Annotated in this window: 28 protein-coding genes; 13 read left to right on the top strand and 15 right to left on the bottom strand. The window is 69.4% G+C overall.

Annotated features, from left to right (window positions below):
- Positions 1-78: 78 nt before the first annotated feature.
- Positions 79-1,179 (top strand): branched-chain amino acid aminotransferase, encoded by a 1,101-nt coding sequence (locus tag ALI22I_RS22845; RefSeq protein WP_077007568.1) that lies wholly within the window; start codon positions 79-81, stop codon positions 1,177-1,179.
- Positions 1,180-1,350: 171 nt separating this feature from the next.
- Here the strand turns inward: ALI22I_RS22845 and ALI22I_RS22840 are convergent, their stop codons facing one another.
- The 3 genes from ALI22I_RS22840 to cobU are packed head-to-tail and all read right to left on the bottom strand — an operon-like array spanning position 1,351 to position 3,679.
- Positions 1,351-2,088, bottom strand: a complete 738-nt coding sequence (locus ALI22I_RS22840) for an adenosylcobinamide-GDP ribazoletransferase (RefSeq protein ID WP_077007567.1) — start codon at positions 2,086-2,088, stop codon at positions 1,351-1,353.
- Positions 2,088-3,125, bottom strand: coding sequence for a nicotinate-nucleotide--dimethylbenzimidazole phosphoribosyltransferase (gene cobT / locus ALI22I_RS22835; protein WP_077007566.1), 1,038 nt, complete (start codon positions 3,123-3,125; stop codon positions 2,088-2,090). Before cobT ends, ALI22I_RS22840 begins: the two co-directional genes overlap by 1 nt.
- Positions 3,122-3,679, bottom strand: a complete 558-nt coding sequence (gene cobU / locus ALI22I_RS22830; RefSeq protein WP_143532367.1) for a bifunctional adenosylcobinamide kinase/adenosylcobinamide-phosphate guanylyltransferase — start codon at positions 3,677-3,679, stop codon at positions 3,122-3,124. The genes cobT and cobU overlap by 4 nt, the downstream gene beginning before the upstream one ends.
- A 77-nt stretch (positions 3,680-3,756) precedes the next feature.
- Between cobU and ALI22I_RS22825 the strand changes: the two genes are divergently transcribed.
- A complete protein-coding gene (locus ALI22I_RS22825; RefSeq protein ID WP_077007564.1) occupies positions 3,757-3,957 on the top strand; it encodes a hypothetical protein in 201 nt (66 codons plus the stop codon).
- Positions 3,958-3,987: 30 nt separating this feature from the next.
- On the opposite strand, the gene ALI22I_RS51070 is transcribed toward ALI22I_RS22825, so the two are convergent.
- From ALI22I_RS51070 to ALI22I_RS22810, 3 genes are all read right to left on the bottom strand, one after another.
- A complete protein-coding gene (locus tag ALI22I_RS51070) occupies positions 3,988-4,140 on the bottom strand; it encodes a hypothetical protein (RefSeq protein ID WP_179118312.1) in 153 nt (50 codons plus the stop codon).
- Positions 4,141-4,267: 127 nt separating this feature from the next.
- Positions 4,268-5,254: an aldo/keto reductase family protein gene (locus ALI22I_RS22815; protein WP_077007562.1), complete on the bottom strand. Its 987-nt coding sequence runs from the start codon at positions 5,252-5,254 to the stop codon at positions 4,268-4,270.
- Between the two features lie 54 nt (positions 5,255-5,308).
- On the bottom strand, positions 5,309-5,941 hold the full coding sequence (locus tag ALI22I_RS22810) for a DUF3043 domain-containing protein (protein ID WP_077007561.1): 633 nt from the start codon (positions 5,939-5,941) through the stop codon (positions 5,309-5,311).
- Between the two features lie 42 nt (positions 5,942-5,983).
- On the opposite strand from ALI22I_RS22810, the gene ALI22I_RS22805 reads away from it, so the two are divergent.
- The gene (locus ALI22I_RS22805) at positions 5,984-6,997 is read left to right on the top strand and encodes a glycerate kinase family protein (protein WP_077007560.1); all 1,014 of its coding nucleotides are present in this window, start codon (positions 5,984-5,986) and stop codon (positions 6,995-6,997) included.
- 89 nt (positions 6,998-7,086) lie between these two features.
- The gene (locus ALI22I_RS22800; RefSeq protein ID WP_077007559.1) at positions 7,087-7,461 is read left to right on the top strand and encodes a HesB/IscA family protein; all 375 of its coding nucleotides are present in this window, start codon (positions 7,087-7,089) and stop codon (positions 7,459-7,461) included.
- Positions 7,462-7,587: 126 nt separating this feature from the next.
- Here the strand turns inward: ALI22I_RS22800 and ALI22I_RS51065 are convergent, their stop codons facing one another.
- Together ALI22I_RS51065 and ALI22I_RS22795 are read right to left on the bottom strand one after the other, a co-directional pair.
- Positions 7,588-7,758: a hypothetical protein gene (locus ALI22I_RS51065; protein ID WP_179118311.1), complete on the bottom strand. Its 171-nt coding sequence runs from the start codon at positions 7,756-7,758 to the stop codon at positions 7,588-7,590.
- A gap of 73 nt (positions 7,759-7,831) precedes the next feature.
- Positions 7,832-9,010: an MFS transporter gene (locus ALI22I_RS22795; protein WP_238598511.1), complete on the bottom strand. Its 1,179-nt coding sequence runs from the start codon at positions 9,008-9,010 to the stop codon at positions 7,832-7,834.
- Positions 9,011-9,091: 81 nt separating this feature from the next.
- On the opposite strand from ALI22I_RS22795, the gene ALI22I_RS52485 reads away from it, so the two are divergent.
- Positions 9,092-9,559 (top strand): MerR family transcriptional regulator, encoded by a 468-nt coding sequence (locus ALI22I_RS52485; protein WP_077007558.1) that lies wholly within the window; start codon positions 9,092-9,094, stop codon positions 9,557-9,559.
- A 75-nt stretch (positions 9,560-9,634) separates the two neighbouring features.
- On the opposite strand, the gene asnB is transcribed toward ALI22I_RS52485, so the two are convergent.
- A complete protein-coding gene (gene asnB / locus ALI22I_RS22785) occupies positions 9,635-11,563 on the bottom strand; it encodes an asparagine synthase (glutamine-hydrolyzing) (protein ID WP_077007557.1) in 1,929 nt (642 codons plus the stop codon).
- 208 nt (positions 11,564-11,771) lie between these two features.
- On the opposite strand from asnB, the gene ctaC reads away from it, so the two are divergent.
- Complete coding sequence (ctaC, locus tag ALI22I_RS22780) at positions 11,772-12,704, top strand: aa3-type cytochrome oxidase subunit II (protein WP_077007556.1); 933 nt, start codon at positions 11,772-11,774, stop codon at positions 12,702-12,704.
- Between the two features lie 12 nt (positions 12,705-12,716).
- Complete coding sequence (locus ALI22I_RS22775) at positions 12,717-13,133, top strand: cytochrome c oxidase subunit 4 (RefSeq protein ID WP_077007555.1); 417 nt, start codon at positions 12,717-12,719, stop codon at positions 13,131-13,133.
- 55 nt (positions 13,134-13,188) lie between these two features.
- Here the strand turns inward: ALI22I_RS22775 and ALI22I_RS22770 are convergent, their stop codons facing one another.
- The 4 genes from ALI22I_RS22770 to ALI22I_RS22755 form a co-directional block, all read right to left on the bottom strand.
- Positions 13,189-13,854, bottom strand: coding sequence for a lysophospholipid acyltransferase family protein (locus ALI22I_RS22770; protein WP_077007681.1), 666 nt, complete (start codon positions 13,852-13,854; stop codon positions 13,189-13,191).
- A 204-nt stretch (positions 13,855-14,058) separates the two neighbouring features.
- Positions 14,059-15,120: an anthranilate phosphoribosyltransferase gene (trpD, locus tag ALI22I_RS22765; protein ID WP_077007554.1), complete on the bottom strand. Its 1,062-nt coding sequence runs from the start codon at positions 15,118-15,120 to the stop codon at positions 14,059-14,061.
- A gap of 8 nt (positions 15,121-15,128) precedes the next feature.
- Entirely contained in the window at positions 15,129-15,539 is a 411-nt protein-coding gene (locus tag ALI22I_RS22760; protein ID WP_077007553.1) for a hypothetical protein, read from the bottom strand.
- Positions 15,540-15,593: 54 nt separating this feature from the next.
- The gene (locus ALI22I_RS22755) at positions 15,594-15,986 is read right to left on the bottom strand and encodes a hypothetical protein (RefSeq protein ID WP_077007552.1); all 393 of its coding nucleotides are present in this window, start codon (positions 15,984-15,986) and stop codon (positions 15,594-15,596) included.
- Between the two features lie 83 nt (positions 15,987-16,069).
- On the opposite strand from ALI22I_RS22755, the gene ctaE reads away from it, so the two are divergent.
- From ctaE to ALI22I_RS49495, 6 genes are all read left to right on the top strand, one after another.
- Positions 16,070-16,678: an aa3-type cytochrome oxidase subunit III gene (ctaE, locus tag ALI22I_RS22750; protein WP_077007551.1), complete on the top strand. Its 609-nt coding sequence runs from the start codon at positions 16,070-16,072 to the stop codon at positions 16,676-16,678.
- A gap of 44 nt (positions 16,679-16,722) precedes the next feature.
- Positions 16,723-17,532 carry a cytochrome bc1 complex diheme cytochrome c subunit gene (gene qcrC, locus ALI22I_RS22745; protein WP_077007550.1) on the top strand — a complete coding sequence of 270 codons (810 nt, stop codon included), beginning with the start codon at positions 16,723-16,725 and terminating at the stop codon, positions 17,530-17,532.
- Positions 17,529-18,653: a cytochrome bc1 complex Rieske iron-sulfur subunit gene (gene qcrA, locus ALI22I_RS22740; RefSeq protein WP_077007549.1), complete on the top strand. Its 1,125-nt coding sequence runs from the start codon at positions 17,529-17,531 to the stop codon at positions 18,651-18,653. Before qcrC ends, qcrA begins: the two co-directional genes overlap by 4 nt.
- Positions 18,650-20,320: a cytochrome bc1 complex cytochrome b subunit gene (gene qcrB, locus ALI22I_RS22735; protein WP_077007548.1), complete on the top strand. Its 1,671-nt coding sequence runs from the start codon at positions 18,650-18,652 to the stop codon at positions 20,318-20,320. The genes qcrA and qcrB overlap by 4 nt, the downstream gene beginning before the upstream one ends.
- Positions 20,321-20,659: 339 nt before the next feature.
- The gene (locus ALI22I_RS22730) at positions 20,660-20,872 is read left to right on the top strand and encodes a hypothetical protein (RefSeq protein WP_077007547.1); all 213 of its coding nucleotides are present in this window, start codon (positions 20,660-20,662) and stop codon (positions 20,870-20,872) included.
- A gap of 118 nt (positions 20,873-20,990) precedes the next feature.
- On the top strand, positions 20,991-21,314 hold the full coding sequence (locus ALI22I_RS49495; protein ID WP_143532366.1) for a hypothetical protein: 324 nt from the start codon (positions 20,991-20,993) through the stop codon (positions 21,312-21,314).
- Positions 21,315-21,414: 100 nt separating this feature from the next.
- Here the strand turns inward: ALI22I_RS49495 and ALI22I_RS22725 are convergent, their stop codons facing one another.
- Both ALI22I_RS22725 and ALI22I_RS22720 read right to left on the bottom strand, forming a co-directional pair.
- Positions 21,415-21,699, bottom strand: a complete 285-nt coding sequence (locus ALI22I_RS22725) for an Lrp/AsnC family transcriptional regulator (RefSeq protein WP_077007546.1) — start codon at positions 21,697-21,699, stop codon at positions 21,415-21,417.
- A 42-nt stretch (positions 21,700-21,741) separates the two neighbouring features.
- On the bottom strand, positions 21,742-23,445 hold the full coding sequence (locus ALI22I_RS22720; RefSeq protein ID WP_077007545.1) for a DEDD exonuclease domain-containing protein: 1,704 nt from the start codon (positions 23,443-23,445) through the stop codon (positions 21,742-21,744).
- Positions 23,446-23,462 lie beyond the last annotated feature (17 nt).

The raw sequence follows: 23,462 nt of genomic DNA, 5'->3' as shown, positions 1-23,462 counted from the left end.
TGATCCGACCGGATGGTCGGATGTCCGAGCGTCGGGACAGCGATTTTCCGATGTCCCAGTGGCAGCTATCGTGCTGCCATGACGACCGCGTTGCCTTTCACCCGGACCCCCAGCCCGCAGCCGGCGACCCCGGAGCGCGTTGCGCAGGTACTTGCCGAACCGGGCTTCGGGCAGCACTTCACCGACCACATGGTGACGATCCGCTGGAACAGCGAACAGGGCTGGCACGACGCCGTCGTCGAGCCCTACCACTCGCTGGAGTTGGACCCGGCGGCCATGGTGCTGCACTACGGCCAGGCGATCTTCGAAGGGCTCAAGGCGTACCGCCAGCCCGACGGCACGATCGCGTCCTTCCGCCCCGAGGCGAACGCCTCGCGCTTTCGCGCGTCGGCGCGTCGGCTGGCGATGCCCGAACTGCCCGACGAGCTGTTCCTGGGGTCGATCCGGGAACTGCTGGCTGTCGATGAGCGGTGGGTGCCGGCGATTCCCGAGGAGTCGCTGTACCTGCGGCCGTTCCTGTACGCCACCGAGAAGGGGCTGGGGGTGCGGCCGGCGAAGGAGTACCTGTACGTGCTCATCGCGTCGCCCGCGGGGTCGTACTTTGCCGGCGGGTTGAAGCCGGTGACGGTGTGGCTGTCTACCGAGTACGTGCGTGCGGCGCCTGGCGGCACGGGGGCGGCGAAGTTCGCGGGCAACTACGCGGCGTCGCTGGTGGCGCAGGCGCAGGCGGCGGACGAGGGCTGTGACCAGGTCGTGTGGCTGGACGCGGTGGAGCGGCGGTGGGTCGAGGAGATGGGTGGGATGAACCTGTTCTTCGTCCTGGGCTCGGGTGCCGACGCGCGTGTGGTGACGCCGGAGCTGTCTGGCGCGTTGCTGCCGGGGATCACGCGTGACTCGCTGTTGCGGCTGGCGTCGGACTTCGGGTACGCGGTGGAGGAGCGGCGGATTTCCACTGAGGAGTGGGAGAAGAAGGCCGGGTCGGGGGAGCTGACCGAGGTGTTCGCCTGCGGCACGGCTGCGGTGATCACGCCGGTTGGGCATGTGAAGCACGCCGACGGGGAGTTCAGCGTGTCCGGTGGTCGCACGGGTGAGGTGACCATGAAGCTGCGCAACCACCTGACGAGCATCCAGCAGGGGCTGGTCGAGGACCCGCACGGCTGGATGATGAAGATCAATTAGGCTTGGGTTGACGCCGGTTTGCGCTGAAGGCTGAAGCTCTTGGGTTGGGTCCGGCTCGATTTGACATGGGGCCCTTACGGGCACCGAAGGCAGGCTACGACCAGCCTATGGCACCCGAACCCATGTCAAATCGAGCCTCGTCGCCCACCTGCGGTTGGTTGTGGGTCGCTTTTACAGCGCGGTGATGATCAGCACCGTGAGGGTGGCGGTTTCGCAGGCTGCGCCCAGGACGTCGCCGGTGATGCCGCCGAAACGCTTGCGGGTGTGGCGGATCAGTAGCAGGACCAGGGCCGCTGCTAGGGCGACGGCGGCTGGGCCTTGCCATGGGTGCACGAAGAAACCGGCTACGGCCAGGGCTGCCCACCATGTTGCGGCTATCCATAGGGGCTGGCTGCCCGCTACCAACGCGCCCAGGCCTTCGGGGCGTGCGGCGGGGACATTTTTTAGGCAGCACAGGACGAATGCGGCGCGGCCGGCCGTGGTGGCCAGTAGCACTGCTCCCCAGTGGACGGTGGGGAACGCGGCGGCCTCGGCGCCCAGCACCACGATCAATGCCACTACGGCGAACGGGCCCGCGCCGCCGTCCTTCATCACGGCGAGCGCGCGTTCGGGAGGTCCGTAGCACCCCAGGCCGTCGGCGGTGTCGGCAAGGCCGTCGAGGTGCATGCCCCGGGTGGCCAGTGCCAGGAAGCCGACGACCAGGAAGCCTGCCAAAAGGTCGGGCAGGGTCGGGTTGGGCGTAGTCAGGGCCGGCAGGCTGAGGAGTGCGAGGAGTCCGACTACCGCGCCGCCCAACAACAAGCCCACTAGGGGCGCGAAGGCGATGGCACGGCGTGCCGCGCGCGCGTCGACCTCGCTGGGGCCGACGCGGACGGGTAGGACCGTCAGCCAGGACAGCGCCAACCGCATCAGGCGGGTCCGGAGACGCCTGCGCTGTCGAAGGTCGCCATTTCGGCCAGGATGCGGGTCGCCATCACCACTAGGGGCAGCGCCGCTACGGCGCCGGAGCCCTCGCCTAGTCGCATGTCGAACTCCAGCAACGGCTCCAGGCTCAGGTGGCCCAGTGCCAATGCGTGTGCGGGCTCGACGGAACGGTGTCCGGCCACCCACCACTCGCGGGCGCCGGGTGCCAATTCCTCGGCGACGACGGCCGCCGCGCCGACCACTACGCCGTCCAGGATCACCGGGGTCTTCCGGACCGCTGCCTGGGCCAGGAAACCGGCCATTGCGGCGATGTCGGCGCCGGACGCGGCGGCTAGCAGGGCCACTGGGTTGTTGATGACCGGGCGGGCGCGGCGCAGGGCGTCCCGGATGGCGGCGGTCTTGCGCATCCAGGCCTGGTCGTCGATGCCGGTGCCGCGGCCGACCACGGCCACGGGCTCGGAGCCGGTCAGTGCGGCGATGAGCACGGCTGCCGGTGTCGTGTTGCCGATGCCCATGTCGCCGGCGATGAGCAGGTCCGCGCCGCCGTCGACCTCGTCGTCGACCAGTTTGCGGCCGATCTCGATGGCCTGTTCGGCCTCTTCGAGGCTCAGAGCGTCCTCGCGGTCGATGGAGCCGGAGCTTCGGCGCACCTTGAAGTCGCCTACCGAGGTCTCGGAGTCCACTGCCAGGTCCACTACGCGCACGGTCGCGCCGGCTACGTTGGCCAGCACGTTCACCGCCGCGCCGCCGGCCAGGAAGTTGGCCACCATCTGGCCGGTGACCTCGGGCGGGTACGCCGACACGCCGTGCTTGGCCACGCCGTGGTCGCCCGCGAACACCACCACGCGAGGGCGGGTGAACGGGCGCGGGGGGCACTTGTCCTGGCACGCGGCCACCCAGACGCCAAGCTCCTCCAGCTTGCCCAGCGACCCGGCGGGCTTGGTGAGCACGCCGTGCCGGGCGATCGCCTGGCTGCGGGCGTCCTCGCTCGGGGGCTCGACGGGCGGGAACTCGATGGTCACCGACTACCTCCGGGTTCGCGCAATCGCAGTGGGATTCCGGCGACGACCAGCAGCACCTCGTCGCAGACCTCGGCCAGCCGCGCGTTGAGCGAACCGAGGTGATCTCGGAAGAGCCTGCCAGAGTGGGTGCTGGGCACGACGCCGAGGCCGACCTCGGCCGACACGAGGACCAGGCGGGCGCGCGTCCGTGCCACCGCGCGGACCAGTGCCGTGCACTCGTTCTCGACCTGCCCGATGCCGTGGCCCTCCCACGCGCCCGCGTCGTCCAACACGCCGTTGAGCCAGGTGGCCACGTCGTCGACCAGGATCGGCGGGTCGGTGTCGCGGGCCGCGGTGAGCAGGTTGATCAGATCGCTCGGCGCGGGCGCCTCCACGGTGATCCACGTGTCGGGTCGGCGGGCCACGTGCTGGGCGATCCGCAGCTCCCAGTCCGCGTCGTCCGGGTAGCGCCGGGCCGTGGCGGCGTAGGTCACGACGTCGTCGATCAGCAGCCCCTCGGCGTGCGCCGACTTGCCCGAACGCGCGCCGCCCAGCACCAGTGTCCGACGCGTCACACCGCACTCCATCTGTTCCAGAAGGACATACCCTGACCGGGAACGTTACCTGGCCGGCACATCGTGAGGAGGCCGTCGTGGAGTACCGGTGGCGCTATCAGGACGATCAGGGCCATGAGGTCGAGGGACCGCACATCGCCTTCGACGACCAGACCGCGGCAGAGGACTGGTTCGGCTCGGCGTGGGTCGAGTTGCGGGAGGCGGGCGTCGCCCAGGTGACGCTGCTGCGCAGCGAGTCCGAGGTCTACGGCCCGATGTCCCTCGCCCCGGCCGAGTAGACCGGCGCGAGTGCGCCGTAGATTTCCCGATCATGCGTCGAACCTTGCCCGCATCCAACTCGACGGCAAGGCCGTGATCGTGCGGAGCACCCTCCCGAAGGAGAGGGGAGCGGACGCCTTGCCGATGTGCGAAGCCGCGTACGCCGCCGCGAAGACCGCACAGGTCGAGTTCCAGTCGGTCACGGTTCGATCCTCGGGAGACGTCTCCATCGCTTCCCGGAACGAGCTTCGCGGCGAGACGAGCTGCACGGTTGTCTGAGCGCTGAACGGCCCCCGCCGGAGTCGACGGGGGCCGGGTCCGGGCGTGTGGTCAGGGCGTGACGGTGAACCGCGGGTCGTTCTCGACGACGCCTTCGAGCACGTCGTCGATCTTCTTCATCAGGTCCTCGTCCAGCTTCACGCCGGCGGCCTTGACGTTCTCGTGCACCTGCTCGGGGCGGGACGCGCCGATGATCGCGCTCGCCACGTTCGGGTTCTGCAACGTCCAGGCCACCGCGAGCTGGGCGAGCGACAGTCCCGCCTCGTCCGCCAGCGGCTTGAGCAGCTGCACCTTCTCCAGCACCTCGTCGCGCAGGAAGCGCTGGATGAACTTCGCGCCGTTCTCGTCGGTCGCGCGCGACCCCTGCGGCACCGGCTGACCAGGCAGGTACTTGCCGGTCAGCACCCCCTGGCCGATGGGGGACCAGACGATCTGGCTGATGCCCTCGCGCTCGGAGGTCGGCACGACCTGCGCCTCGATCACCCGCCACAGCATCGAGTACTGCGGCTGGTTGGAGATGAACGGCACCTTCAGCTCACGCGCGAGCGCCGCGCCGCGGGCGATCTGGTCGGCGTTCCACTCCGAGACGCCGATGTAGAGCGCCTTGCCCTGCCGCACCACGTCGGCGAAGGCCAGCATGGTCTCCTCCAGCGGCACGGTCTTGTCGAACCGGTGCGCCTGGTAGAGGTCCACGTAGTCGGTCTGGAGCCGCTTGAGCGAGCCGTCGATCGACTCCATGATGTGCTTGCGACCCAGGCCCTTGTCGTTCGGGCCGCCGGGGCCGGTCGGCCAGAAGACCTTGGTGAAGATCTCCAGCGACTCGCGGCGCTCACCGGCCAGCGCCCGGCCGAGGACGGACTCGGCCTTCGTGTTGGCGTAGACGTCCGCGGTGTCGAACGTCGTGATGCCCGCGTCCAGCGCCGCCCGGACGCAGGCCGTCGCCTGGTCCTCCTCGACCTGGGAACCGTGGGTGAGCCAGTTGCCGTACGAGATCTCGCTGATGTTCAGGCCACTGCGGCCGAGGCGTCGGAACTCCATGGCGCGGAGTCTAGTGAGAACTCGTTCGGCAAGCTAATGAACTACCGGTGGCGGTCAGACCTTGTCGCCGGGGCTGACGCGGGGCTTGGGGACGCGAAGGCGGCGCAGTTGGCTGGCGCGGATGAACGAGTACCAGCCGATGGACAGGCCGCGGCTGGTGTCGGTCGGGAACTTCAGCCGCACCCGCTTGATGACCAGCCGGCCGAGCACGAAGCCCTCCACGATCATCGCCAGCAGCATGAACGTGGTCAGCAGCGTCGCGTACTGCTGGACCGCCGGCATCGGCACGATCAGCGCCACGAACACCAGGATGGCCAGCGGCATGAACAGGCCCATGAGGTTGCGGCGCGAGTCGACCACGTCGCGGATGTAGGCCTTCACCGGGCCGCGGTCGCGGGGCAGCAGGTACTTGTCGTCGCCTGCCATCATCCGCTGTCGCCGCTCGACCGCCGCCGCGCGGCGCTCTTCCTTGGACACCTTGCTCCCGCGTGCCCGCTTCAACGCCTCGCGCTGCGTCCTCGGCGGTGGCGGCACGGGGCCGCGCCGCTTGCCCTCCGCCTCACGCCGCTTCGGTGTGGGTCGGCCCTTGGCGGGGGTGCGCGACGGATCGGCCGGGTTCACCTCCGCCGCGGTGTCCTCGGCGGTGGTCTCAGCGGCTTCGTCGGCGTTGCGGCGCAGGAACCTCACCGCACCAGAGTAGGAGATGCCCCGATAAGTACTGTTCGCCAGGTGCGAGTTGTTATTGCGCCGGACTGCTTCGGCGGAACCCTGACCGCGCGGGAAGTCGCCGAGGCCGTAGCCGAGGGCTGGCGCCGAACCGCTCCCGACGACGAGCTGCACCTGCGTCCGCTGGCCGACGGCGGCCCGGGATTCGTGGACGTCCTGCACGCCGCCCTGGGCGGCACCCTCCACACGACGACCGTCACCGGACCGCTCGGCACGCCCGTCCAAGCGCGCTGGCTGGAGCACGACGGGTGTGCGTACATCGAGTCCGCCCAGGCCTGTGGCCTGCACCTGATCCCGTCCGACCAGCGCCCGCGGACCGCCGAGACCGCCACCACCAGGGGCGTCGGCGAACTCGTCAACGCCGCGCGGGACGCCCACACGATCGTGGTCGGCCTGGGCGGTTCGGGCACCACGGACGGCGGCGCGGGCCTGCGGGAGACCGTCCAGCCCGTCACCGCCCGCCTAGTGGCCGCCGCCGACGTGGAGAACCCCCTGCTGGGTCCGCACGGAGCCGCACGCACGTTCGGCCCGCAGAAGGGCGCGTCACCCGAAGCGGTGCAACGGCTGGAGGCGCGGCTGGCCGCGATGGACGAGCTGGCCGACGTCCGCGACCTGCCCGGCGCGGGTGCCGCCGGAGGCCTCGGAGCCGCACTGATGGCCCTGGGCGCGACCGTCGCGTCCGGCGCGGGGATGGTCCGCGAGCTGACCAGGCTGGACGACGCGCTCGACCACGCCGACCTGGCCGTCACCGGTGAGGGCAGCTTCGACTGGCAGTCGCTGCGCGGCAAGCTCGTGACCGCGGTGGCCGCCGGCTCGGCGGAACGCGGCCTGCCGTGCGTGGTCCTCGCGGGCCAGGTCACGGTGGGTAAGCGTGAGGCCGCGGCGGCGGGCGTGCAGGAGTCGTACGCGGTGGCCGAGCACGCCGGATCGGTGGAGCGGAGCATGGCCGACCCGGCGGGCACGCTGGCCGACCTCGCCGCGGAGGTGGCGAGGCAGTGGTCACACCCCCGCACCTGACGGCTGTGCGACCATGGGGACAGGAACAAAGCGGGTACTACCCGTGTTGCTCGGAATAGATGCCCGCAAAGGACCTCTGAGGGAGAGCCATGACGACCGCTCAGGACGCAGTCACCTCGACTCCTGACGCCCCGCCCACCCATGGCGTGACGCTGACCGACGCGGCGGCCTCGAAGGCCAAGGCGCTGCTCGACCAGGAGGGGCGCGACGACATGCACCTGCGCATCGCCGTCCAGCCCGGTGGTTGCGCGGGGCTGCGTTACCAGCTGTTCTTCGACGAGCGCACGCTCGACGGTGACGCCCTGCGCGACTTCGGCGGCATGAAGGTCGCCGTCGACCGCATGAGCGCCCCGTACGTCGAGGGTGCCGTGATCGACTTCGTGGACACGATCGAGAAGCAGGGTTTCACCATCGACAACCCGAACGCCGGCGGCTCGTGCGCCTGCGGCGACTCGTTCCACTGATCGACCCCGCTGGAACCGCAGTAACCACGGGAAGGGCCCTCGCCACACGGCGGGGGCCCTTCCCGTTTACGCCTGACGCCGGGCAGTGAAAAGCCCCCGCCGGGGCGGGGGCTTCGACGGCTGGGGTCAGACGTAGGCGTCCAGGTCGGCGACCTGGGCGTAGTTGGCGTCGTCGACCTGCCACGGCACCGCGGCCCGCGGCTCGGGGAGGGACCTGGCCGTGCTGCGCAGCTCCTGCGGCAGTTCGGTGCAGTCCTCGATCAGCTGGTCCAGCGTGTCCGCCTCGTTGTTCCTCACAACCGCGACCGTATGCGGGCAAATGGGTTGACAAAAGCCCTACCGGACGGTAGCTGTCCGGTAGGGCGTCATCTCACGCGTGCGCGACCAGCGGCGCGGGTGCCGTCGGAGCGGCTGAGCGCGCGGTCACCTTGCCGACCACCAGGGCCACCCCCACGCCGAGGATGGTCGACACGCCGCCGACGGTGCCGACCCACTGGAGGCCGAGTCCGCTGGTCAGCACCACGCCGCCGAGCATCGGGCCCAGCGCCGCGGCCACGTTGAACGCGGAGATGTTCACGGAGGCGACCAGTCCGGACGCCGAACCCGCCTGACCCATCAGGTAGGTGTGGATCAGCGGACCGGCGGTGAAGGCACTCGCGCCCAGCACGAACACGCTCACCACGGCGGCCACCTTGCTCTCCAGCATCAGTCCCTGGGCGAGCAGCATCACGCCGAGCACCCCCAGCGGGATCGGCAGGACGCGCGCGATGTTGTGCATGGGCACCCTGCCCGCCAGCGTGCTGCCGACGAGCGTGCCCAGGCCGTACACGAGCAGCACACCGGTCACCCAACCCGGCTCGAACCCGCTCACGTCCCGCAACGCGGGCGCGACGTACGTGAACGCGGTGATCAGCCCGGTGAACGACAGGATCGTGGTGGTCAGGCCGAGCAGCACGGTCCGCTTGCCGAACGCGAACAGGCTGGCCCGCACACCAGGGTCGGGCTCGTGCGCGACCTTCGGCGTGCCCAGCACGACCCCGACCAGCCCGATCGCGGTCAACGCGCTGACCAGCACGAACGACGCCCGCCAGCCGTAGTTCTGGCCGATCAGCGTGCCGAGCGGGATGCCCAGGATGGTGGACAGCGCGACACCGTTGACGACCTTGGCGATGGCCGCGGTCTGCTTCTCCGGCGGCGCGGCGGAGATGGCGACCTGGGAGGCCACCGCGAAGAACAGGCCCTGGGCCAGCGCGGCGACCATGCGCGCCACCATGAGCAGGGTGTAGTCGTCGGCCAGGGCACTGCCCAGGGAGGCGAGCAGGGCCAGCGCCATGACGGAGATCAGGAGCTTGCGGCGCGCGATGCGCCCGGTGAACACGGTGAGCACCGGACCGCCGATGGCGACCGAAACGGCGTAAGCGGTCACCAGCAGGCCTGCGGTCGGCACGTCCACACCGAGGTCGGCGGCGACCTCGGGGAGTACGCCGACGATGATGAACTCGGATGTCCCCACAGCGAAAGCGCTGAGCATCAGGATGAAGGCGATCACGGGGACGACGGTAAAGTGTGACACTGACGTCAGGGTCAAGGTTGCGTGACCGAGCGCTCTTTTCGGCGGGAGTGGGAATAAGTGCTGATCGGTGAACTCGCGGAGAAGACCGGCGCCACGGTGCGCATGCTGCGCTACTACGACCAGCAGGGACTGCTGACCCCGCAGCGCACGGACAGCCGTTACCGCGTCTACGACGAGTCCGATGTGGAACGCGTGCGCAGCGTGCGCTGCCTCATCAACTCCGGCCTGAACGTGCGGCTGGCGCGGCTGGTGCTCGCGCACGCGTTCGACCAGGACGTCGAGCTGCCCGAGGACGAGGCGGGCTGCGTGCCGCTGCTGGAGATGCTGACCGAGGAGCTGGCCTCCATCGACGCCCGCATCGAGCAGCTCACCCGAAGCAAGGCCCACCTGGGCAAGCTGGTCGGCGACGTGACCCGAATCCTGGAGACCAAGGTCGGCACGAAGATCGTCGCCGACTGCCAGGGCGCGGCCCGCCGCGGCGCGGACCAGGCCGAGCAGATCGAGCAGGTCGAGAAAGCCGGCTGAGCGTCCACACCCGACTTCTCCACGAACGACGAAGGTCCCCGGCACGCTCGCCGGGGACCTTCGTCGTGCACAGCCTTAGAGCTTGACCGGGTAGGTCGGCTCCGGGACGACCGGGCGAATCCGGCCCTCCACGAAGATGCCGTGCCAGATCATGAACACCAGCAGCGCCCAGATCCGCCGGCTGTGGTCGGCGACGCCGGACCGGTGCTCCTCGATGACCCGCAGCACGGCGCCCTTGTCGATGTACTGGTCGGTCTGCGACTGGCGCACGTTCTCCACCGCCCAGTCGTGCATCTCGTCCTTCAGCCAGTGCCGGATCGGCACCGGGAAGCCCAGCTTGCGCCGGTTGAGCACGTGCGCGGGCACGATGTCGCGGATCGCCCGGCGCAACGCGTGCTTGGTGGTCTCCCGGGTCAGCTTCAACTCCGAGGGCACCTGCGACGCGATCCGGAACACCTCCGGGTCCAGGAACGGCACCCGCAGCTCCAGCGAGTTCGCCATGGTCATCTTGTCGGCCTTGACCAGGATGTCGCCGCGCAGCCAGGTGAACAGGTCCACGTGCTGCATCCGCGTCACCGGGTCCCAGCCCTCGGACTCCCGGTACACGTGCGCCGTCACGTCCTTGTGCGACACGTTCGGGTCGTACGTGCGCAGCACCTGCCGGACCTGGTCGTCCATGAAGATCCGCGCGTTGCCGTAGTAGCGCTCCTCCAGCGTGAGCGCGCCCCGCCGCAGCAGGTCCTTGCCGCGCACACCTTGCGGGATCTTCGTGGACACCCTGCCCATGACCTTGCGCAGCGTGTCCGGCACCTTGTCGAACGGCGCCAGCGACAGCGGCTCGCGGTAGATCGTGTAGCCGCCGAACAGCTCGTCCGCGCCCTCACCCGACAGCACGACCTTCACGTGCTCGCGCGCCTCGCGGGCGATGAACCACAGCGGCACCAGCGCCGGGTCCGCCACCGGGTCGTCCAGGTACCAGGTGATCAGCGGCAGGGAATCCATCATCTCCTGCGCCGTCACCGCCTTGACCACGTGCTTCACCCCGATCGCGGCGGCCGACTCGGCGGCCACGTCGATCTCCGAGAAGCCCTGCCGCTCGAACCCGGTGGTGAACGTGATCAGGTCCGGGTTGTGCTCCTTGGCCAGCGCCGCGACCACCGTCGAGTCGATGCCGCCGGACAGGAACGAGCCGACCGTCACGTCCGCGCGCATGTGCTTGGCCACCGAGTCGCGCAGCGCCTCGGTGATCTCGTCGTACAGCCGGTTCGCGTCCGCCTCGCCGTGCACCACGCGCGGCCGGAACGTGGCCGGGAAGTACCGCTCCATCACCGGCTTGCCACCCGGCGTGAGCGTGAACGACGTCCCGGACTCCAGCCGGTGGATCTCGCCGTGCAACGACTCCGGCTCCGGCACGTACTGCAGGATCAGGTAGTGCTGGAGCGCCTTCTCGTCCACCTTCGGCGTGATGCCGATCGTGGGCGCCAGCTCCAGCACCGACTTCTTCTCGCTGGAGAACGCCACACCGCCCGGACCGACCGCGTAGTACAGCGGCTTGATGCCGAACGGGTCGCGCGCGCCGAACACCACCCGGCGCGCCTTGTCCCAGATCATGAACGCGAACATGCCGCGCAGCTTCGCCACCGCGGACGGGCCCCAGTAGTGGTAGGCCGCCACGATGGTCTCGGTGTCGCCGTCCGTGGCGAACACCGCGCCGAACTGCTTGGTCAGCTCCGCGCGCAGCTCCACGTAGTTGTAGATCTCGCCGTTGAACAGGATCGCGTACCGACCCTGCTGGTCGTGCGGACCCCAGTGCAGGGGTTGGTGCGAGTGCTCGATGTCGATGATGGACAGGCGGTTGAAGCCGAAGACGACCTCACCGCCCTGCCAGGTGCCGCTCTCGTCGGGGCCGCGGTGCCGCTGGCAGCGCAGGGCCCCCGCCACCGCCGAGCGCGCTCGCTGGGCGTCGTTCTCGCCAGGGCAAACCAGTCCTACCAGGCCACACACGCGGTAACACCTTTCGAGTCGTGTGGAGAAGAGTCCAGTATGCCGGGGGGTCGGTGTGTGACCGAAACTGCACCGCACGGGTGCGGCCCCCGACGGGTGACGTGCCATGCGCTGGGCTACGCTCCCGCATGATCCGGCATGGCGCGTAATTGCGCCCGTGCCTGCGAACTTGTGTAGCGGTTGAGGGCGACTGAGGAGGCGGCGAGCAGTGGGCCTGAAGGAGGGCACCAGGGCAGCCCGGCTGGCGAAGGTCGGCGGGCTGGTCGGCCTGGTCGGCGTCGGGGCCACGGGTTGCTCCACGGAAGAGGTGCTGCGCTTCGGTTGGCCGGTGGCCGTGACGCCGCAGGCCGAGTCGATGCGCGAGCTGTGGACCTGGTCGGTCGTCGCGGCTCTCGCGGTCGGTGTGATCGTGTGGGGCCTGATCCTCTGGTCGATCGCGTTCCACCGCAAGAAGAGCGAGGAGCTGCCCCGCCAGGTCGCCTACAACCTGCCGCTGGAGCTCGTGCTGCTGGTCGTGCCGACGATCATCGTCGCGGTGTTGTTCTACTTCACCGCCGTGACGCAGAACTACGTCACGGACAAGAGCAAGACGCCCGACGTGACGGTCGACGTGATCGCGTTCCAGTGGAACTGGGAGTTCCAGTACCCCCAGTTCAAGACCAATGACGCCCAGCTGCCGGTGAGCACCGTCGGCTCGTCCGGCGAGATCCCGCTCCTGGTGGTGCCGCAGGGCCGGTCGATCCGCTTCAACCTGCGGTCGACCGACGTCATCCACTCGTTCTACGTGCCGGAGTTCCACTTCAAGCGGGACGTCTTCCCCGAGCCCGAGAAGAACAACCAGGACAACGCGTTCCAGATCGACCAGATCGACCGGACCGGGTCGTTCGTCGGGCGCTGCGCCGAGCTGTGCGGCACCTACCACGCGGTGATGAACTTCGAGGTCAGGGCGCTGACGCCGGGTGACTTCGACCGGTACATGTACCTGCGGCAGCAGACGAACCGGGCCACCGGGCAGCCGTACACGGCCGCCGAGGCGCTGACCGAGGTGGACTGCGGTGAGCTGTGCACGCCGCACGCGGTGACGACCAAGCCCTTCGACACCGACCGGACTGTCCGCGAGGCGTCCGGCGGCGGGAAGTAGGAGGACGCTGCGATGAAGGTCGAAGCGCGCATTTTTGACTTGGTGATGGCGTTCTCGTTCCTGATGGCCGTCGTGTACGGCTACTGGACGTGGGCGGACACCGGCGCCGTGGAGCCGACCGGGACGGTGGCGCTCGCGCTGACCGGCGGGTTGGCGCTGATCGTCGGCACGTACTTCCGGTTCGTCGCCCGGCGCATCGAGGTGCGGCCCGAGGACAACGCGGACGCCGAGATCAGCGACGGTGCCGGTGAGCTGGGCTTCTTCAGCCCCGGCAGCTACTGGCCGATCGGTCTGGCGGCGGCTGCGGCGACGGGCGGGGTGGCGCTGGCGTTCTGGCACGTCTGGCTGCTGGTGATCGCGGTCGTGCTGGTGCTGATCGCCGTCGGCGGTCTCGTGTTCGAGTACCACACCGGTCCGAGCCACGACTGAGCCGGTTTTCGGGGGCCACCTTTCGGGGTGGCCCCCTTTTTCGTGTTCGTGTGTTTCAGGCCGCGTTCGAGCTCTGGTAGTTGTCCACGTATTCCTGTTCGGACAGTTCCAGGATGCGGTAGACGATCTCGTCGGTGACCGAGCGGAGCACCGGCAGCGACTCGTGCATGCCCGCGTAGCGGTCGAAGCGCAGCGGCTTGCCGAACCGGATGGTGACCGGGCGGACGCGGGGCAGTCTGCGGTCCACCGGCTGCACCTCGTCGGTGCCGATGAGACCGACCGGGACGACCGGCGCGCCGGACTCCAGCGCCATCCGGGCCACGCCCGTGCGGCCGCGGTGCAGGCGGCCGTCCAGCGAGCGGGTGCCCTCGGGGTAGATGGCGAACGCGCCGCCGTCGGCCAGGATGGCCTTGGCGGTGTCCAGCGAGGCCCTGGCGGCCCGACCGAGGCCGCGGTGCACGGGGACGTGGCCCAGGGAGCCGAAGAAGTAGCGGGAGAGAGCGCCCTTGACGCCCTTGCCCTCGAAGTACTCCGCCTTCGCCAGGAACGCGACGCGGCGCGGCACCACCATCGGGATGACGATGCTGTCGATGAACGACAAGTGGTTCGGCGCGAGGATCACCGGACCGTCGGTGGGCACGTTCTCCAGGCCCTCGACCCTCGGCCGGTAGACCAGCCGCGCCGTGGGCGCCACCACTCGCTTCATCACCGTGTAGAGCATGGTCATAGCATGACCGGCCGCTGTTACCCGGCGGTGAAAAGGTGGCCGTCGTCTCCGGCGTGGTTCCAGGGGGCGTGGTTGCGGGGGCGTCGGCGAGGCGGTTTGTTGCCGGCCGTCCGTCGTCGGAAGCCGTTTGTCGTCGCTCAGCCCTCGCCGGAAGCCGTTTGTCGCCGGTCGGGCGTCGGCAGGGGCCGTTTGTGTCGGTCAGACGTCGCGGAGGGTGGCCTTCAGTTCCGTCGACCGCGCCGCCCACCGCCGCAGCAGGTCCGCCGCCGCGCCGGAGTCGATCGCCTCGGCGGCCCGGCCCATCGCGTTGGCGATGTCGGTGTGCAGGTCGCCCGACAGCCCGCCGTGCGCCGCGAGCGCGCCGGCCGCGTTGAGCAGCACCGCGTCACGCACCGCACCGGTCTTGCCGGCCACCAGCTCGCGCACGACCTCCGCGTTGACCGACGCGTCGCCGCCCTTGAGGTCGTCCGGCAATGCCGTGTCGATGCCCAGCGCCGAGGGGTCGATCCGGTCGGTCCGCACCAGTCCGCCGTCGGCCACCCACACCGATGTCGTGGTGGTCGTGGTGATCTCGTCCAACCCGTCGTCACCGCGCACGACCAGCGCCGTGCTGCCCCGACGTGCGAAAACACCCGCGATCAACGGTGCCGCCGCGGCACGGGCGCAGCCGACCAGGCCCACCTTCGGCTGGGCCGGGTTGGTCAGCGGTCCGAGCAGGTTGAACGACGTAGGGATACCGATCTCCCGGCGCGGCGCGCCCGCGTGCCGGAAACCGGGGTGGAACACCGGCGCGAAGCAGAAGCCGATCCCCAACTCCCGCACCGTCTGCTGCACGCCCAACGGCGGCAGGTCGATGGCCACGCCCAACGCCTCCAGCACGTCCGCCGTGCCGCACTTCGACGACGCCGCGCGGTTGCCGTGCTTCACCACCGGGACACCGGCGGCGGCGGCGACGATCGTGGCCATGGTCGAGATGTTCACCGACCCGGAGCTGTCACCGCCCGTGCCGACGATGTCCGCCGCACGCCCCTCCACCGTGAACCGGCGGGCGTGCTGGAGCATCATCCTGGCCAGGCCGTCGACTTCCTCCGGCGTCTCGCCCTTCGCCCGCAACGCGACCGCGAACGCGGCGATCTGCGCCGGTGTCGCGGCGCCGGACATCACTTGGTCCATCGCCCAACCCGTGTCGTCCTCGGTCAGGTCGACGCGGTCGATGAGCTGGTTCAGCAGCAACGGCCAGGTGCGTTCCACGGCGCTCATCGGGCCGATCAGCCCCGGACGACGGGCAGGGCCGTCGAGCGCAGCACCTCGGCCACGGTCTCGGCGGCGGCCAGCGGGTCGAGCGGGTGCACCAGCACCGCGTCCGCCTGCGACCACGTCGCCAGCCACCGGTCGTCCTTGCGGCGCACCGCGACGACGATCGGCGGGCAGTCGGTGATCTCGTTCTTCAGCTGCCGGGACAGGCCCATGCCACCGGTCGGCTGCGCCTCGCCGTCCAGGATCGCCAGGTCGACACCACCGTTGTCCATCTCGTACAGGACGTCGGCGATCGAACCCACCTCGACGTACTCGACGCGCCCCAGATCCGGCGCGGGACGGCGGCCCACCGCAGTGATGATCGTCTCACGCACCTCGGGGCGGTGGCTGAACACCAGGATCCTGGTCGTCTGCGTGCTCATCTGCGCGATCCTCCGGCGGGGGTCGGGTGCCAGGTGATCCCGAATGTTATCTGGCTAACGTCCCGCGACTTGCAGTGCGTCCCACCCGATCCAGTCGCCGCCCAGCCGCTGGGCCAGGCTCGCCATCCGGGCCCGCTCCTGCGCGCAGTGCAGCGCGTCCAGCCGCTGCACCCGCAACGCGTGCAGCGGGCCGTCGCCGCGCAACTCCCAGCCGTCCGGCGCGAGTAGTTCGCGCGCGCGTTCTACCTGGTCAGGCGGCAGTACGAGGTGGTGTCGCAGCACCGCGGGCCGATCGGGCCGCCACCGCGGCGACCTGGCCAGCGCGGCCGAGTCGGCCTCCGCGATGTCGAACGCCTCCACCACCACCGCCAGACCCGGTGAATCGATCTCCAGTGCGGGTACACCCCGCCGCGCGCATCGATCACGCAACCGGCTCAACAAGCTCATGACGTCCTCACCGCGCGTGTGACCCAGATGACCTGCGGACGCGCCCTGGACCCGATGGGCGGACCGAAAACCTGCAAGCAATAATGCGTCGTGTGACAACGGCAGCGCCCTCAATCGGCCAGCGCGTGCACTCGCTGAACCGCCCGAACATGGTCAGCGTCGGCACGATCGTCTGGCTGTCCAGTGAGCTCATGTTCTTCGCCGGGCTCTTCGCCATGTTCTTCACGGTGAAGGCTCAGAACGAAGGACCCTGGCCACCAGCCCCGACCCACCTGAACGTGCCCTACGCACTGTTCTTCACGGTCATCCTGGTGGCTTCGTCGTTCACGTGCCAGATGGGCGTGTTCGCCGCCGAGCGCGGTGACGTGTTCGGCCTGCGTCGGTGGTACGTCGTGACGTTGATCATGGGTGCGATCTTCGTGGGCGGCCAGGCCGGTGAGTACATCAACCTCGTGCACGAGGGCACCACGATCCCCGGCTCGGCCTACGGCACCGTCTTCTACCTGACGACCGGCTTCCACGGCCTGCACGTGATCGGTGGTCTGATCGCGTTCGGCTACCTGCTGGTCCGCACGAAGCTGAGCAAGTTCACGCCCGCGCAGGCGACCTCCGCGATCGTCGTGTCGTACTACTGGCACTTCGTCGACGTCGTCTGGATCGGCTTGTTCGCCGTCATCTACATCGTGCCCTGACCAGCTCGAACCCCGAACTCACACCAGCAAGGGTTGCCGCACACATGACCACCAACACCACACGGGCCCGGAAGCGCGGCACCAAGCTGCGCAGGCGGATCTCGGGCCTGCTCGCGCTGGGCTTCGCGCTGCTGGCCGCGGGCTTCTTGTTCAGCGCCCTCGCGCCGCAGCCGCAGACCGCGACGGCGCAGGACGACCCGGCGCAGGTGCGACTGGGCGAGCAGCTCTACAACAACACCTGCATCAGCTGCCACGGCAAGAACCTGGACGGCGTCCAGGACCGCGGCCCCAGCCTGATCGGCGTTGGCGAGGCCGCCGTGTACTTCCAGGTGTCCTCCGGCCGCATGCCGATGGCCCGGCAGGAGGCGCAGGCCCAGCGCAAGCCCGCCAAGTTCACGCCGGAGGAGGTGGACGCGCTCGGCGCGTTCATCCAGTCCCGCGGCGGCGGTCCGCAGACCCCCGAGGAGCGCGGCGAGGCGCTGCGCGGCGAGGATCCGGCCCGCGGCGGCGAGCTGTTCCGGCTCAACTGCTCGGCGTGCCACAACTTCACCGGCCGCGGCGGGGCGCTGTCGTCCGGCAAGTTCGCGCCCGAGCTCGACGGCGTGACCGAAGAGCAGCTGTACACCGCGATGCTCACGGGCCCGCAGAACATGCCTAAGTTCTCCGACCGGCAGCTCACGCCGGAGGAGAAGGAAGACATCATCGCGTACATCAAGTCGGTGACCGACGGGAACAACAACCCCGGCGGTGCCCCCCTCGGCGGCCTCGGGCCGGTATCGGAGGGTCTGATCGCGTTCATCGTGGGTATCGCCGGTCTGATCGGCGTGGCCCTCTGGATCGGAGCCAAGGCATGAGCGGCGTGAAGCCGAATGATGTGCCCGACGAGGCGGAACTCGCCGGGATGAGCCGGGACGAGCTGGTCAAGCTCGGGACGTCGTTGGACGGCGTCGAGATCGTCCACTACGAGGACCGCTGGCCGATCAAGGGCACCCGCGCGGAGCGGCGTGCCGAGCGCTTGGTGGCCCTGTGGTTCACCATCGCCGCGCTCGCCGGCGTCGCGTTCCTGGTCGCGTTCATCTGGTGGCCGTGGAAGTACGAGGCTCCGCACTCCACCGACCACATCCTGTACAGCCTGTACACGCCGATCATCGGCCTCACGCTCGGCGTGGCCGTGCTCGGTCTCGGCGTCGGCGCGCTGCTGTACACGAAGAAGTTCATCCCGGAGGAGCTGGCCGTCCAGCAGCGCCACGACGGCGGGTCGTCCGAGGTGGACAAGGCCACGATCCTGGCGGGACTGGCCGACACGGGCGAGCGGGCCACGCTGGGCCGCCGGTCGCTCATCAAGCGGACCGCGGGCCTGGGCGCCGGCGTGTTCGGCCTCGGCGTGCTGGCGGTGCCGCTCGGCGGTCTGATCAAGAACCCGTGGGCGGACAGCGAGTCGAAGGACTCCCTGTGGCACACCGCGTGGAAGGCCGAGAACGGCGAGAAGGTCTACCTGCGCCGGCACACGGGCGACTTCCACGAGGTCGCGCTGGTGCGTCCGGAGGACCTGGACGCCGGTGGTTTCGAAACGGTGTTCCCGTTCCGCGAGTCGGAGCGTGACGACGAAGAAGCCCTGGTCCACGCGTTGAAGCGGGCCGACAGCCCGGTCATGCTCATCCGCCTGCGCCCCGGCCAGGCGGTGACCAAGCGCGCGGGCCAGGAGGACTTCAACTACGGCGACTTCTACGCGTACTCGAAGATCTGCACCCACCTCGGGTGCCCGACTTCGCTGTACGAGCAGCAGACCGGCCTGCTCCTGTGCCCCTGCCACCAGTCGCAGTTCGACGTCTTCCACTACGGCAAGCCCCGGTTCGGCCCGGCGACCCGTGCCCTCCCGCAGCTTCCGATCACGGTGGACGAGGACGGATACTTGATTGCCCGCAGCGACTTCATCGAGGCTGTGGGTCCGGCGTTCTGGGAGCGTAAGTCATGAGCGGCATCACCACGCCGACAAAGCGGCAGGGCGCCGGCGCCCGCGTGGCGGGTGGCGCCGCCAAGTGGGCTGACGACCGGTTCCACATGGCCAAGTTCGCCCGGCACCAGATGAACAAGGTCTTCCCGACGCACTGGTCGTTCCTGCTCGGCGAGATCGCGCTGTACAGCTTCATCATCCTGCTGCTGTCCGGCACCTACCTGGCGTTGTTCTTCGACCCCTCCATGGAGGAGGTCGTCTACGCGGGCAGCTTCGTGAACCTCCAGGGCATCGAGATGTCCCGGGCGTTCGAGTCGACCCTGCACATCTCGTTCGAGGTGCGCGGCGGTCTGTTCGTGCGCCAGGTCCACCACTGGGCCGCGCTGCTGTTCATGGGCGCGATCGTGGTGCACATGTTCCGGATCTTCTTCACCGGCGCGTTCCGGCGTCCGCGTGAGATCAACTGGGTCATCGGCATCGTGCTGTTCATGCTCGGCGCGATCGAGGGCTTCCTCGGCTACTCGCTGCCCGACGACCTGCTGTCCGGCACCGGCCTGCGGGTGATGGCGGCGCTGCTGATCTCGTTCCCGGTGGTCGGCACGTGGATCAACTGGCTGGCCTTCGGCGGGGAGTTCCCGGGCACGGAGATCATCCCGCGGCTCTACACGCTGCACATCCTGGTCATCCCGGGCATCATCCTGGCGCTGATCGCGGTGCACCTGGGCCTGGTCTGGTACCAGAAGCACACCCAGTTCCCGGGCGTGGGCCGCAAGGAGACCAACGTCGTCGGCGTGCGCATCATGCCGGTGTTCGCGGCCAAGGGCGGCGGGTTCTTCGCGGTGGTCGTGGCGGTCACCGCGATCATGGGCGGCATCTTCCAGATCAACCCGATCTGGAACTTCGGCCCGTACAACGCGTCGCAGGTGTCGGCGGGCGTGCAGCCCGACTGGTACATGGGCTGGACCGACGGTCTGATCCGGCTGTGGCCCGCGTGGGAGCTGTACCTGGGCAACTACACGGTGCCCGCGCCGTTCCTGCCGTTCCTCCTGGGTCTGCCGCTGCTGACCGGTCTCGCGGCGGTGTACCCGTGGATCGAGCGCAAGATGACCAAGGACTACGCGCACCACAACCTGCTCCAGCGCCCGCGTGACGTGCCCGTTCGGACGTCGCTGGGTGCGATGGCGATCTCGTACTTCATGGTGCTGCTGCTCTCGGGCGGCAACGACATCATCGCGATGAAGTTCGACATCTCGCTCAACGCGATGACGTGGATGGGCCGCATCGGCATGCTCCTCGTGCCGCCGCTGGCCTACTTCATCACCTACCGCATCTGCATCGGTCTCCAGCGCGCGGACCGCGAGGTGCTGGAGCACGGCGTGGAGACGGGCATCATCAAGCGCCTGCCGCACGGCGAGTTCATCGAGGTCCACCAGCCGCTCGGCCCGGTGGACGACCACGGCCACCCGCTGCCCCTGGCCTACCAGGGCGCTTCGGTGCCGAAGAAGATGAACAAGCTGGGCTCGGCCGGCCACCCGGTGCCGGGCAGCTTCCTGACCCCGGACGCGCCGGAGGAGACCGCCGCCCTGGCCCGCGCACGGGCCGAGCGCGGTGTCGCGGCCGACTCCCTCAGCGCCGAGAACAAGCCCGCGGGCGAACTGGCCGGGAAGCCGGCCCAGCCCGAGGACTGATCGTTCACCGAAAGGGCCCCGCACCAGTGCCGGTGCGGGGCCCTTTGTCGTATGCGAGGCAATACGCATTGCCAAGGTGTCAAACTGGTTGCCGTCGTGGAATTGGGTTCAGTCGGTGCGGCCGTATGAAAAATCTTCGAGTTGTCGGCGTTGTCCTGACGCACGTGTCGGCAAAGTAGACTCCGCAACCCTGGTCGCCATCGCCGTCGGATTAGGGCGTAACGCCGCTCACTCCACCTGCGACAGACTGAGACAAGGAATCTGATGAGGGCGGCCGGGCGGCCTTGCGTGGCGAGTTGAAAGCCCTACGTCGACATCAAGCACATCCAGCGCAACCCGATGATCTACGAGCTTCGCTGGAACTTCGGCGGTGACCCGGGAATCCCGGTGCAGTTGTGGCGGCTGTACTTCGGTTGGCATGGCAACCGGGGACCACTGCGGCTCGCTCTGAAGTTCGGCAGGAAGCCTACTGGTCCGGCCGGGCGCGCGGTCCAGGACGGCCATATCGACGAAGCGTGGGAGCGGTCTTCCTTCATGAGGATTGCCAGGTGAATGTGCACGTCTTGCTGGCAGACTTCGCGCAGCAGGGCCCACACAACAAGCTCAACGCTCTTGGTGTCGGCTGGACGACGACCAGTACACCGTTGGGCGCTCATTCGGTGATAGCTTTGTGGATGTCGAGCCGGATGAAATCGACATCACTCATCGGCTGACTCTCAAGCTCGTCGATGAATGCGGTAATTCGGTTCAGGACCCTCGTGGTGGCCAGATCGAAGCAGATGTCGACGTGACAGTCCGTGGCAAGGAGGGCATCGCCGTCCCGGGCACAGCGACTATCGCAGTCACCCTCGCTCCAGGCCTGACCCTCGAACCGGGCGTCTACGTCTGGGAGGTTCGACCCGCCACCCGGCCCGATGCAGTCTGGAAACGATCTTTCGCCGTACTCGACATGCCGCTGACGCCCATGTCGGACGAGACGGCTACCACGAACTAGGCGGACCTCAGCGCTCCGCGAGGGTCCCCGCCCAGGGGAGCCCTTGTTTTAATTCTGCCGGCCGGGTCCGACAATTTCGGGCGGTTGGCGGGTCACTCGATCAGGCGTCTTCGAGGCCGATGGCGAACGCCGCGTCCGTGTCGCGCTTCGAGTACGAGCGGAACGAGATGTGGGTGTCGGTGTTGAGGACGCCGGGGACCTTGGAGATGTGGCCGGGCACGAGTTCGGCCAGGTCCTCGTGGCGGGCGACCTTGACCAGGGCGATCAGGTCGACGTCACCGGCGCACGAGTAGACCTCGGTGACGCCCTCGATGTCGGCGATCGCCTGCGCCGCGTCCGGAATGGTCTCGGCGGCGGCCTGGATCAGCACGATCGCGGTGATCACAGCGGTCCTCCACAAGTCGGCGGGGTATCGACCGACCACATGCTAGTGGCCCGCCACCCGGTACTGGTCGCGACCGGCCTCGGCGCGTGTCACCCACTCCCGCCACGCGCCGGCGGCGAACGCGGGCGACGTCCACGGCGTCGAGCAGTGCACGAGTCGGGTGCCGGGCTGGTCGATCCACCGCAGCACCACGCCGACCTCCTCGGCGGGCGCGCCGAACAGCGGCCCCTCACCCGGGATCACCGTCTCCGCCGACGCCACCAGCGCGTCGACCACCGGCATCGGCCGCACGCCCCGCCGCGCCACCCCGGCCGACGCCAACCGCCCGTGCCGCACCACGGCGAACTCCCACCCACCGGAGCCGTCGGGGCGCGCCGCCACCACCTCCGGCAACGCCGCCAGGCCCGCGAGCCGTTGCGCCCGGTCCAACGAGCGCACCAACGACGACATGCGGTCACGGCGGGCGGCGGCGTCCTCGAAGCGGTGCGCTGACGCGAGCGCGTCGATCTGCGCGGTGAGGCCGTGCAACGGCGCCACGTCCGCCCCGGCCACCAACCGCCGGAACGCGTCGGCGGCGGGGGAGTACTCGTCCACCGACTGCCGTCCCGCGCACGGCGCCTTGCACCGGCCCAACTCGAACAGCGCGCACGGCGTGGCGGACGCGTTGCGCGCCGAGATCCGGATCGAGCACACCCGCAGCGGCACGGCTTCGAGCATCGCCTCCTGAGCCGTCTCGGCGAGCCTCCGGGACCGGAACGGGCCGAGCGCGCCCTCCCGAGGCGTGCGGACCACGGAGAGGCGCGGAAACGCCTCGTCCGTCAGCACGAGCCACCAGGCCTGCCCGGCATTCTTGGAACGCCGGTTGTAGGCGGGCTTGTGCGCGGTCAGCAGCCGCAGTTCCCGCACCTCCGCCTCCAACGAGTGCGCGCACTCCACCGCGTCCACCCGCACGGCCAGCGAGACCATCTCCCGCAACCGCCGCCGCCCCTCACTGGCGGTGAAGTACTGCCGCACCCGCCGCCGCAGATCGGACGCCGTGCCGACGTACAGCACCTCCTCCGACGGCCCCCGGAACAGGTAGACACCGGGAGTGGACGGCAGGTGCGCGGCGAGCGTCCGCTTCTGCCGTTGCGCCGGCGTCACCTCCGGCAGGTAGGCGACCAGCTCCTCCAGCGAGTGCACCCCGACCGACCCGACCCGCTCCAGCAGGTGGTGCAGCACCTCGACGGTCGCGCGGGCGTCGATCAGCGCCCGGTGGTTCGGCGGCACGGACACGCCGAACAGGTCCGCCAACGCCGACAGCCGGCAGCTCGGCGCCTCGTCCCTGCTCAGCACCCGGCGCGCCAGCTTCACCGTGCACACCACGGTCGGCTTGGGCCACGAGTAGCCGTAGCGGGCGCAGGCGGCCTTGATGAAGCCCACGTCGAAGCCGGAGTTGTGCGCCACCAGCACCGCCCCGGCGGCGAATTCCAGGAACGCGGGCAGCACCGTGCCCAGCGTCGGCGCGCCGGTCACCATCAGCTGGGTGATCCCGGTCAACGCCACGACCTGCGGCGGGATGCCGCGCTCGGGGTCGACGAGGGTCCCGAACTCGCCGATCACCCGCCCGCCGCGCACCTTCACCGCACCGATCTCGGTGATCGAGTCCTCGTCGGCCCGGCCACCCGTGGTCTCCAGGTCGAACACGACGAACGTGATCTCGCGCAGCGGGGTGCCCAGTTCGTCGAACGTGAGCTGAGTAGTCATCGCCGCGCACCGTACTT

Origin of the sequence: Saccharothrix sp. ALI-22-I, from assembly GCF_001984175.1 — a bacterium.
Taxonomy (GTDB): domain Bacteria; phylum Actinomycetota; class Actinomycetes; order Mycobacteriales; family Pseudonocardiaceae; genus Actinosynnema.
The sequence above is the reverse complement of the archived record's forward strand: the minus strand, read 5'-3'. Positions and strand labels throughout refer to the sequence as shown.

Bases quoted from the DNA above. Each gene is read 5' to 3' on its own strand.
- ALI22I_RS22845 (WP_077007568.1), top strand. From the start codon at position 79: ATGACGACCGCGTTGCCTTTCACCCGGACCCCCAGCCCGCAGCCGGCG.
- ALI22I_RS22840 (WP_077007567.1), bottom strand. From the start codon at position 2,088: ATGCGGTTGGCGCTGTCCTGGCTGACGGTCCTACCCGTCCGCGTCGGC.
- ALI22I_RS22815 (WP_077007562.1), bottom strand. From the start codon at position 5,254: ATGGAGTTCCGACGCCTCGGCCGCAGTGGCCTGAACATCAGCGAGATC.
- ALI22I_RS22800 (WP_077007559.1), top strand. From the start codon at position 7,087: ATGACGACCGCTCAGGACGCAGTCACCTCGACTCCTGACGCCCCGCCC.
- ALI22I_RS22775 (WP_077007555.1), top strand. From the start codon at position 12,717: ATGAAGGTCGAAGCGCGCATTTTTGACTTGGTGATGGCGTTCTCGTTC.
- ALI22I_RS22770 (WP_077007681.1), bottom strand. From the start codon at position 13,854: ATGCTCTACACGGTGATGAAGCGAGTGGTGGCGCCCACGGCGCGGCTG.
- trpD (WP_077007554.1), bottom strand. From the start codon at position 15,120: ATGAGCGCCGTGGAACGCACCTGGCCGTTGCTGCTGAACCAGCTCATC.
- ALI22I_RS22760 (WP_077007553.1), bottom strand. From the start codon at position 15,539: ATGAGCACGCAGACGACCAGGATCCTGGTGTTCAGCCACCGCCCCGAG.
- ALI22I_RS22755 (WP_077007552.1), bottom strand. From the start codon at position 15,986: ATGAGCTTGTTGAGCCGGTTGCGTGATCGATGCGCGCGGCGGGGTGTA.
- ctaE (WP_077007551.1), top strand. From the start codon at position 16,070: ATGCGTCGTGTGACAACGGCAGCGCCCTCAATCGGCCAGCGCGTGCAC.
- qcrC (WP_077007550.1), top strand. From the start codon at position 16,723: ATGACCACCAACACCACACGGGCCCGGAAGCGCGGCACCAAGCTGCGC.
- qcrA (WP_077007549.1), top strand. From the start codon at position 17,529: ATGAGCGGCGTGAAGCCGAATGATGTGCCCGACGAGGCGGAACTCGCC.
- qcrB (WP_077007548.1), top strand. From the start codon at position 18,650: ATGAGCGGCATCACCACGCCGACAAAGCGGCAGGGCGCCGGCGCCCGC.
- ALI22I_RS22730 (WP_077007547.1), top strand. From the start codon at position 20,660: ATGATCTACGAGCTTCGCTGGAACTTCGGCGGTGACCCGGGAATCCCG.
- ALI22I_RS22720 (WP_077007545.1), bottom strand. From the start codon at position 23,445: ATGACTACTCAGCTCACGTTCGACGAACTGGGCACCCCGCTGCGCGAG.